Origin of the sequence: Scandinavium sp. NPDC088450 (assembly GCF_044900545.1) — a bacterium.
Classification (GTDB): domain Bacteria; phylum Pseudomonadota; class Gammaproteobacteria; order Enterobacterales; family Enterobacteriaceae; genus Scandinavium.
On sequence record NZ_JBJDNI010000009.1, the window covers coordinates 172,903 to 183,544 of the forward strand.

Annotated in this window: 6 protein-coding genes and 1 pseudogene; 2 read left to right on the top strand and 5 right to left on the bottom strand. The window is 52.5% G+C overall.

Annotated elements, in window-relative coordinates; all coding sequences use genetic code 11:
- Nucleotides 1–46: 46 nt before the first annotated feature.
- From maa to acrA, 5 genes and pseudogenes are all read right to left on the bottom strand, one after another.
- Entirely contained in the window at nucleotides 47–601 is a 555-nt protein-coding gene (maa, locus tag ACI2I2_RS10970; RefSeq protein ID WP_404657950.1) for a maltose O-acetyltransferase, read from the bottom strand.
- 159 nt (nucleotides 602–760) lie between these two features.
- A complete protein-coding gene (locus tag ACI2I2_RS10975) occupies nucleotides 761–979 on the bottom strand; it encodes an HHA domain-containing protein (RefSeq protein ID WP_001280991.1) in 219 nt (72 codons plus the stop codon).
- Nucleotides 980–1,006: 27 nt separating this feature from the next.
- On the bottom strand, nucleotides 1,007–1,381 hold the full coding sequence (gene tomB / locus ACI2I2_RS10980) for an Hha toxicity modulator TomB (protein WP_330983155.1): 375 nt from the start codon (nucleotides 1,379–1,381) through the stop codon (nucleotides 1,007–1,009).
- A 507-nt stretch (nucleotides 1,382–1,888) separates the two neighbouring features.
- A pseudogene (gene acrB / locus ACI2I2_RS10985) lies at nucleotides 1,889–5,033 on the bottom strand (multidrug efflux RND transporter permease subunit AcrB).
- A gap of 22 nt (nucleotides 5,034–5,055) precedes the next feature.
- Nucleotides 5,056–6,249: a multidrug efflux RND transporter periplasmic adaptor subunit AcrA gene (acrA, locus tag ACI2I2_RS10990; protein ID WP_404657939.1), complete on the bottom strand. Its 1,194-nt coding sequence runs from the start codon at nucleotides 6,247–6,249 to the stop codon at nucleotides 5,056–5,058.
- A gap of 141 nt (nucleotides 6,250–6,390) precedes the next feature.
- Between acrA and acrR the strand changes: the two genes are divergently transcribed.
- Nucleotides 6,391–7,035 (top strand): multidrug efflux transporter transcriptional repressor AcrR, encoded by a 645-nt coding sequence (gene acrR, locus ACI2I2_RS10995; protein WP_404657940.1) that lies wholly within the window; start codon nucleotides 6,391–6,393, stop codon nucleotides 7,033–7,035.
- A gap of 122 nt (nucleotides 7,036–7,157) precedes the next feature.
- Nucleotides 7,158–10,511, top strand: a complete 3,354-nt coding sequence (gene mscK / locus ACI2I2_RS11000; protein WP_404657941.1) for a mechanosensitive channel MscK — start codon at nucleotides 7,158–7,160, stop codon at nucleotides 10,509–10,511.
- Nucleotides 10,512–10,642 lie beyond the last annotated feature (131 nt).

Genomic DNA, 10,642 nt, shown 5'->3' on the forward strand with positions numbered 1-10,642 from the left:
TGATTCAGGCGGAAAGTAACAGTTTGGTTGCAGAAAAGCATAACAGTCAGGCGAGCATTTTAATGATTTGCGCCGGATTGCCACCGACCACCGCATTCGCTGGCACATCTTTCACCACGATAGCGCCGGACGCGATCACCGCATTATCACCAATAGTGACACCAGGATTGATAACCGCTCGCCCTCCAATCCACACATTGTGGCCAATCGTCACGGGCTTGCCGAACTCGGCTCCGCCTACGCGTTCTTGCGCATCGAGAGGATGAGTAGCGGTGTAGATATGCACACCGGGCGCAAGCATACAGTTGTCACCGATATGAATCGGGCAGACGTCGAGCATGATGCAGTCAAAGTTGGCGTAGAAGTTGCGACCGAGGAAAATGTTGTAGCCGTAGTCACAGCGGAAAGTCGGCTCTATGTAAGCGTCATGCTCATAGCCCAGTAAGTCACTGAGCAGTTCGTGACGTAACGCTTTCTCTTCTGGCGAGGAATGGTTATAGCGATGCAGAATGTCTCTTGCCCGCAAACGGTCGGCCCGGAGGGTGGCATCACCCGGACGATACAGCTCTCCGGCGATCATTTTGCGTTTTTCTTCACTCATGTGACTCATGTGATTCTCCTGTTAGCGAGAGAGTCACAGTATAAGGTCTACCACAATCAGGGAACGTTCCCTGTCTTGCCGTGTGACGCTTGTCACATTGCCTTCTGCTCTCTTGAGTGAGGCAGACAAGACCGTGGCTTGTTTAGCTGACAGGGAGAATTAACGTATAAATTTCCACACGGAAGAAGGGATTTTATCGTACAGCTTATTCATGGTGAGTTCGGCCAGACGATGATCGGCTGCTGAGTAAAAAACAGCCAGTTCATTATCGGAGAGTTCATATTTATTTTTTTCAATAACACGTTCCAACGTATCAATAGTCTGACAACGTCGCAGACGCATCAAATAATCGGTTTTGGTTAAAGGTTTATCTGACATCATGTGACCTTTTTGATTGTAATATTTTTAACAAGAATGACTTACAGGATTCGCTCTGCTGACGTTGATGAAGCAGCGAAAAAGTCTGTTACCTGATTTACGCCATTTCTGCAAATCGTCGGCATTAATGCCGTAGTTACTGAACAACATAAAGGTATCGTCCAGATATTCATCAATTTGTGCGATCAATTTATTGTCTTCGTCATACTTAATTTTGTAATTAAGTGCGAAGGTGGCGATATGCTCGATCAGTTCATTAAGTTGAAGATTAAGCGCTGACGTCGGGTCATTGACCCAGCCAGTTCGGTTTTCTTCAAGGTTAACCAGACAATCATGATACAGGGTTTCGCAGAGAAATTTAAGCTGCGCAATATCATGTCTTTTTGGCGAGTATTCGTCCATAACGCATCCCCTTATGATAAACCAACAAACACCGTGTGGGATGGATACAACAGTCTGACCCGGAACATACGCTTCTAACCTGATGCTCTAACTATAATCCACTCTGAAAAAGATTTCATCGCGCTATTACGAAAAATTACAATTAGCGTTATTTCGGACATTCAGCCTGGGTAAAGCTTAAGCATTTCTAATACCTGAAATTTTAGGTTTCGCTCGTTAAATATGCTGCAGGATGCTTAGTTTTCATTAGCTTATGTTTATCCCGAGGCAATGAACAAGGGTGAAAATTCTTAGTGAGTGGCCAAACTAAGAGTATTCCTAAGTAGATTGAGATAAAAATCAACGCTATCGCTTATTGCTACGGAAAAATCGTCAGAATATTAAGATTATATCCCTGATAGTTGTAGTGGAGATATAAACAGAGGTGCAATAAGTGCGTTTTTGGTCGGAGTGCAGCGATTAAAAAGGGCCGCGTATGCGGCCCTTTGTCGTTATGGCTTAGCCAAATTAATGGCGTTCAACCGGGTGGGTATGTTCCAGATCTTCGTTCTTTTTACCGAAACGACGACGAACAACCACAAAGAACACCGGCACGAAGAAGATTGCCAGCACTGTCGCGGTGACCATCCCGCCCATTACGCCAGTACCGACGGCGTTCTGTGCACCGGAGCCTGCACCGGAGCTGATAACCAGCGGTGTTACCCCGAGGATGAACGCCAGAGACGTCATCAGGATAGGACGCAGACGCATACGGACCGCTTCCAGCGTCGATTCAATCAGGCCTTTGCCTTCTTTATCCATCAGGTCTTTGGCGAATTCCACGATAAGTATCGCGTTCTTCGCCGACAAGCCAATGGTTGTCAGCAAGCCTACCTGGAAGTACACGTCGTTGGTCAGGCCACGGAAGGTGGCTGCCAGCAGGGCACCGATAACCCCAAGCGGAACGACCAGCATAACCGAGAACGGAATCGACCAGCTCTCATACAACGCCGCCAGACACAGGAACACGACAATCAGTGAAATCGCGTACAGGGCAGGGGCCTGGTTACCGGACAAACGTTCCTGATAAGACATGCCCGTCCAGTCGTAGCCCACACCAGTCGGCAGTTTGCCAGCCAGTTGCTCCATCAGCAGCATCGCTTCACCGGTACTCTTACCTGGCGTTGCCTGACCGAGGATTTCCATGGATGGCAGACCGTTGTAACGTTCCAGACGCGGTGAACCGTATTCCCAACGTGACGTGGAGAAGGCGGAGAACGGCACCATCTGGCCATTGCTGCCTCGAACATACCAGTTACCAATGTCATTTGGCAGCATGCGGTATGGCGCTTCGGACATCACGTACACTTTCTTCACACGACCACGGTCGATGAAGTCGTTGACGTAGCTGCCACCCCAGGCTGCGCCCAGCGTGGTGTTGATGTCGCTAATGGACACACCCAGTGCCTGCGCTTTTTCCTGGTCAACGTCAATTTTGAACTGTGGCGTATCTTCCAGACCGTTAGGACGAACCTGCGTCAACACATCCGGATGCTTGGCGATTTCACCAAACAGCTGGTTACGCGCCTGAGTCAGTTTTTCGTGGCCCAGACCGGCCTGGTCAATCAGCTGGAAGTCAAAGCCGGTTGCCGTACCCAGTTCGACGATAGCTGGCAGGTTAAAGGCGAACACCATCGCATCTTTAATCTGCGAGAAGTAGCCCATCGCACGGCCGGTAATCGCGCCGACTTTGTTCTCTTCCCCTGGACGCTGGCTCCAGTCCTTCAGAGAAACGAACGCGATACCGGTGTTCTGGCCACGACCGGCGAAGCCGAAGCCGTTAACCGCAAACACGGACAACGTTGTCTTTTTCTTTGGTGAGATAGTAATTCGTCATCTCATCGAGGACTTTCTGCGTACGCTCCTGAGTCGCCCCTGCTGGCAACTGCGCCATTGACAGGAATACGCCCTGGTCTTCGTCCGGCAGGAACGAGCTTGGCAGACGCACGAAAAGGTAAGCCATGCCCACCACGATGATGATGTAGAGCAGCAGATAACGACCGGTGCTGCGCAGAATGTTGCCTACGCTGTCGGTGTAATGGTGAGTGCTCTTATCGAACATGCGGTTAAACCAGCCGAAGAAGCCTTTGTGTTCGCCATGACCGCCTTTCTGAATCGGCTTGAGCATGGTGGCACACAGGGCTGGCGTCAGGATCAACGCCACCAGAACCGACAGCGCCATCGCCGAAACGATAGTGATCGAGAACTGGCGATAAATCGCACCGGTTGAGCCGCCGAAGAACGCCATCGGGATGAATACTGCCGAGAGCACCATCGCGATACCGACCAGCGCGCCCTGAATCTGACCCATTGATTTACGGGTCGCTTCTTTCGGCGGCAGGCCTTCTTCTGCCATCACACGCTCGACGTTTTCGACCACCACGATGGCGTCATCCACCAACAAGCCGATGGCGAGCACCATCCCGAACATCGTCAGGGTGTTTATCGAGTACCCGAAGATGGCCAGGATCGCAAACGTCCCGAGCAGTACCACCGGTACCGCAATGGTTGGGATCAGCGTCGCACGGAAGTTCTGCAGGAACAGATACATCACGAGGAACACGAGGATGATCGCTTCCACCAGCGTTTTCACCACTTCGTGAATGGAGATTTTCACGAACGGCGTGGTGTCGTACGGATAAACAATCTTCAGACCGGATGGGAAGAACGGCTCCATACGTTTCAGTTCAGCGCGAATCGCATCAGCGGTGTTCAGTGCGTTAGCCCCGGTCGCCAGTTTGATCCCCAGACCAGAAGCTGGCTGGCCGTTGAACTTCGCAATGATGTCGTAGTTTTCACCGCCGAGCTCAATTTTCGCCACATCACGCAGACGAACCTGCGAACCATCCTGATTCACTTTCAGCAGAATTTTGCCGAACTCTTCAGTGGAGGTCAGACGGGTCTGAGCGATGATAGAGGCGTTCAGTTGCTGGCCTTTCACTGGCGGCGTACCGCCTAACTGACCGGCTGCAACCTGGGCGTTCTGCGCTTTGATAGCGGTGATAACGTCAACCGGAGTCAACTGGAAGTTGTTCAGTTTGTTTGGGTCCATCCAGATACGCATCGCGTATTGAGAACCAAACAGCTGAACGTCACCCACGCCGGAAGTACGGCTGATAGGGTCCTTCATGTTGGCCGCAACGTAGTCGGAGATATCGTCCTGGGTCATGGTGCCGTTGGTGTTAATGACACCGACAACCATCAGGAAGCTGCTGGACGATTTCTCAACGCTCACACCCTGCTGCTGAACTTCCTGCGGCAGAAGTGGCATGGCCAGTTGCAGTTTGTTCTGCACCTGAACCTGAGCGATATCCGCATCAGTACCAGACTCGAAGGTCAGGGTAATCTGCACGGTACCGGTTGAGTCACTGTTTGAGGACATGTACATCAGGTTATCGATACCGTTCATGTTCTGTTCGATAACCTGCGTGACGGTGTCCTGCACCGTTTTCGCATCAGCGCCAGGGTAGACTGCGGAGATCGTCACTGCCGGTGGCGCAATCGTAGGATATTGCGCAATCGGCAGCTTCAGGATCGCAAGTCCCCCAGCCAGCATGATGATTATGGCGATCACCCACGCGAAAATGGGGCGATCGATAAAGAAATTAGGCATGTCTTAACGTCTCCTGTTTAAGTTAAGACTTGGTTTGTTCTGACTGCGCGCCGCCCGCGGCCTGCTGTTTATTGTCAGAATTCACTTCCTGCGCTTTCACCTGAGCGCCCGGTCTTACTTTTTGTAAACCGGTAATGATGACGCGGTCGCCTGGCTTCAGACCGTCGGTCACCAGCCATTTGTCACCAATCGCCTGAGTGGCGGTAATCTGGCGAACTTCGACTTTGTCACCTTCACCCACAACCATCGCACTGGCATCACCACGTGGCGTACGAGTGACACCCTGCTGAGGTACCAGCAGCGCGTTAGGGTTGGTCCCTTCTTCCAGTTTCGCCCGCACAAACATGCCCGGCAGCAGGGTATGGTCTGGGTTCGGGAAGACGGCGCGGAGGGTGATTGAGCCGGTGGTCTGGTCAACGGTCACATCAGAGAATTCCAGGCTACCGCTCTGCGAATATTTGATACCGTCCTGCGTGACGAGATCGACTTTCGCTTTGCCATCTACCTGTTTCAGTGAGCCGCTTGCCAGTTCCTGCTTCAGACGCAGGAAATCGTTGCTGGACTGGGTCACGTCGACATAGATCGGGTCGAGCTGCTGCACGGTTGCCAACGCATCGGCCTGACCGTTTTGCACCAGCGCACCTTCCGTAACGGAAGATTTGCCGATACGGCCACCAATTGGCGAGGTCACTTTGGTGTAAGCCAGGTTGATTCGCGCCGTTTCAACAGCGGCTTTTGCCGCCACAACGGCAGCATTGGCTTGCAGAGAATCAGACAGCGCAGTGTCGTAATCCTGACGGCTGATGTACTGAGTACCCAGCAGTTTCTGGTAACGGCTTGCGGTCAACTGAGCCACTTTCGCTGCAGCTTCAGCTTTAGCTAAATCGCCTTTGGCGCTGTCGTAAGAAGCCTGGTAGGTTGCTGGATCAATCTGATAAAGAGACTCACCGGCCTTAATTTCACCGCCTTCCGTAAAGTTACGTTTCAGGATAATCCCGCTCACCTGAGGACGAACTTCTGCGATACGGAAAGCACTGGTGCGGCCAGGTAATTCAGTCGTGATTTGGAGAGGTTCGGTTTTGAGCGTCACCACGCCAACTTCTGGCGTTTGCGCCGCGCCCTGTTGAGCCTGTTTATCGTCACATCCTGTAAGCGCTAAGCTGCCTGAAAGCATCAGAACGACCGCCAGAGGCGTTAACCCTCTGTTTTTGTTCATATGTAAACCTCGAGTGTCCGATTTCAAATTGATCAATGGATCAAATGTCCACAAACCCATTGCTGCTTTATATTATGGTCGTGCTATGGTACATACATTCATAAATGTATGTAAATCTAACCTCTGTAAATTCACGAACCTATGGCACGAAAAACCAAACAACAAGCGCTGGAAACACGGCAACACATTCTCGATGTTGCCCTGCGTTTGTTTTCTCAACAGGGGGTATCATCCACCTCGTTGGCCGAGATTGCAAAAGCGGCTGGCGTGACCCGTGGTGCAATATACTGGCATTTCAAAAACAAATCAGATCTCTTCAGCGAAATCTGGCAGCTCTCGGAGCTTAGCATCGGCTCATTAGAAACAGAGTATCAGGCAAAATTCCCCGGCGATCCACTCTCAGTTCTTAGGGAGATTCTAGCCTATATTCTTGAAGCTACAGTGTCAGAGGAGCGCCGACGACTGCTAATGGAGATAATCTTCCACAAATGTGAATTTGTCGGTGAAATGGCCGTGGTGCAACAGGTTCAGCGCGACCTCTGTCTGGAGAGTTACGATCGCATCGAACAGGCCTTAAAGGCGTGTATGGATGCCGGGCAGTTGCCAGCAGATTTATTGACCCGACGTGCAGCGATTCTGATGCGTAGTTATGTGTCCGGGATTGTTGAAAACTGGCTTTTTTCGCCGGACTCTTTCAACCTGAAAAATGAAGCCCGTGCTTACGTGGAAGTGTTGATTGAGATGTACCAGTTCTGCCCAACGCTGCGGGCGGGTTCCGCGAAGTAAGGCGCGAACGAGTCCGAGAATATTCCTGGCGAGAACTGCTATTCGGTTCCCGGCAGAAATGCTATTCTTCGGCGGCACTTGTCCCCGGTCTCTCCGGTCCTGAACTCATTCGTGTCGACACTATGCTGCACAACATTTTTGGCCGCAAGCCACTCTCCGCATTCATTATTGTTTTGGTCTTTTTCTTTGGCGCCACGGGCATCAGCCAGGCACGGGCGCAAAACAGCAGCGATCTTCCCGATCGCGCAGATGTGCAAAAACAACTGACCACGCTGACCAAGAAAAAAGATCTCACCCCTCAGGATAAACTCGTCGAGCAGGATCTGTCGGATACCCTGCAACTGCTCGATAAAATAGATCGGGTGAAAGACGAGACCAACCAGCTCAAGCAGCAAATTGATCAGGCTCCGGTAAAAATGCGCCAGGCGACAGACAGCCTGAATGCGTTGAGCGACGCCGATAACGACGAAGAAACCCGCAAGACGCTGAATCAGCTTTCTGTTCGCCAGTTAGAAGCGCGAATTACCGATGTTCTTGACCAGCTACAAACCGCGCAAAACGATCTCGCGACGTATAACAGTCAACTGGTTTCTCTGCAAACGCAGCCGGAGCGCGTTCAGAATGCGATGTATAACGCCTCGCAGCAGCTACAGCAGATTCGTAACCGCCTGAACGGCACGACGGTGGGCGAAGATGCGCTGCGTCCCACTCAGCAAAATATGCTGCTGGTGCAGCAAGCCTTACTGAATGCCGAGCTCGATCAGCAACGCAAAAGTCTTTCAGGCAACACCACGTTGCAGGATGCCCTGCAAAAGCAGCGGGACTATGTGACGGCCAATGCCAACCGCCTGCAACATCAGCTTCAGCTGTTACAGGAAGCGGTGAACAGCAAACGCCTGACGCTGACAGAAAAAACAGCCCAGGAAGCGGTTTCTCCGGATGATGCCGCTCGCATTCAGGCCAACCCGCTGGTGAAGCAAGAGCTTGATATTAATCATCAGCTCAGCGAACGCCTGATCAAAGCGACCGAAACGGGCAACCAGCTGGTTCAGCAAAATATTCGCGTGAAGAACTGGCTCGACAGGGCGCTGCAGTCCGAACGCAATATCAAAGAACAAATTTCTATGCTCAAAGGCAGCCTGTTGCTGTCGCGCATTCTGTATCAGGAACAGCAAACGCTGCCTTCCGCCGATGAGCTGGAAGACATGACCAACCGCATCGCGGATTTGCGTCTTGAGCAGTTTGAAGTCAACCAGCAGCGTGACGCGCTGTTCCAGAGCGATGATTACGTGTCGAAGCTGGAAGAAGGGCATACCGGAGAAGTGAACGACGAAGTGACCGATGCGTTAACCCAGGTTGTGGATATGCGTCGTGAACTGCTGGACCAGATGAACAAACAGTTGGGTAACCAGCTGATGATGGCCATCAACCTGCAGGTGAACCAGCAGCAGTTGATGAGCGTCTCGAAAAGCCTGCGCTCTATTCTGACCCAGCAAATTTTCTGGGTGAACAGCAACAAGCCGATGGACTGGGACTGGATCAAATCCTTCCCGTCAGCGCTGAAAGACCAGTTCAGCAAAATGAAGCTGACCGTTAACTGGCAGAAAGCCTGGCCTGCGGTGTTCGTCGCTTTCCTCGCAGGATTGCCGCTGCTGTTGATTGCCGGGCTGATTCGCTGGCGGCTGAAATGGCTGCGTAACTATCAGGCAAAACTGGCTTCAGAAGTCGGGCAACTGCGTAATGACAGCCAGTTACACACCCCGAAAGCGATTCTTATCGACCTGATTCGCGCGCTGCCGGTGGTGATGCTCATTCTCGCGGCAGGATTGATTCTGCTGACCATGCAGCTGAACGTCAGCGATTTGCTGTGGGCGTTCAGTAAAAAACTGGCGCTGTTCTGGCTGGTGTTTGGCGTGTGCTGGAAAGTGCTTGAGAAAAACGGCGTGGCGGTGACCCACTTCAACATGCCACCGCAATTGACCAGCCACTGGCGTCGGCAGATTGTGCGTATCAGCCTGGCGCTGTTACCGCTGCATTTCTGGTCCGTAGAGGCGGAATTGTCTCCGCTGCATCTGATGGATGACGTGCTGGGCCAGTTTGCGATTTTCCTCAACCTGCTGCTGATAGCCGTGCTGATCATGCCGATGTGCCGCGACGCCTGGCGTGATAAAGAGTCGCATAGCCTGCGTTTGCTTACCATCACCGTGCTGGCGATTGTGCCGGTTGCGCTGCTGGTACTGACGGCAACGGGGTATTTCTACACCACGCTGCGTCTGGCGGGACGCTGGATTGAAACCGTCTATCTGGTCATCCTGTGGAACTTGCTTTATCAAACCGTTCTGCGTGGTCTGAGCGTTGCCGCTCGCCGCATTGCCTATCGCCGTGCGCTGGCTCGCCGTCAGCATCTGGTGAAAGAGGGCGCTGAAGGGGCGGAGCCGGTTGAAGAGCCGACCATCGCGCTGGAAGACGTCAACCAGCAAACCTTACGTATCACCATGCTGGTGATGGTGGCGCTGTTTGGCCTGATGTTCTGGGCTATCTGGTCAGATTTAATCACCGTTTTCGCCTATCTCGACAGCATCACGCTGTGGCACTACAACGCCACTGAAGCCGGGGCGGAGGTGCTACGCAACGTGACGCTCGGCAGCCTGCTGTTTGCGCTGATTTCGTTAGCGGTTGCCTGGGCGTTGATTCGCAACTTGCCGGGGCTGCTGGAAGTGCTTGTGCTCTCGCGCCTGAACATGCGTCAGGGCGCGTCATATGCCATTACCACCATTCTGAACTACGTCATTATCGCCGTCGGGGCGATGACCATCTTCGGCTCGCTCGGCGTGTCGTGGGATAAACTGCAATGGCTCGCCGCCGCGCTGTCGGTCGGTTTAGGTTTCGGCTTACAGGAAATTTTCGGTAACTTCGTGGCGGGCCTGATCATCCTGTTCGAACGCCCGGTACGCATCGGCGACACGGTGACTATCGGGACGTTCTCTGGCTCGGTAAACAAGATCCGTATTCGCGCCACGACGATCACTGACTTCGACCGTAAAGAAGTGATCATCCCGAACAAAGCGTTCGTGACCGAGCGTCTGATCAACTGGTCGTTGAGCGATACGATCACCCGCGTGGTTATCCGTCTTGGCGTGGCTTACGGATCGGATCTCGACAAGGTGAAAGAGGTGCTGCTGAAAGCCGCCAACGATCATCCAAAAGTGATGCACGAGCCGGAACCATCAGTGTTCTTCACCACCTTTGGCCCAAGCACTCTGGATCACGAGCTGCGCCTGTATGTGCGTGAATTACGAGATCGCAGCTACACCGTCGATGAACTGAACCGTACTATTGACCGCTTGTGCCGTGAGAACGGCATCAACATCGCCTTTAATCAGCTTGAAGTGCACCTGCGCAACGAGAAGGGCGATGAAGTCACAGAAGTGAAGCGTGAAGTGAAAGGGGACGATCCGACGCCTTCTCAGGCATAGCACCCGCTTTTCCCCCCTCTCCCTAACCCTCTCCCTCAGGGCTGAGGGATCCCCAGTAATATGGTCATTCGCCTGTGACCATATTACTGTACTCTTTCCCTAATAATTTCAGCGCATTAACTATATTCATT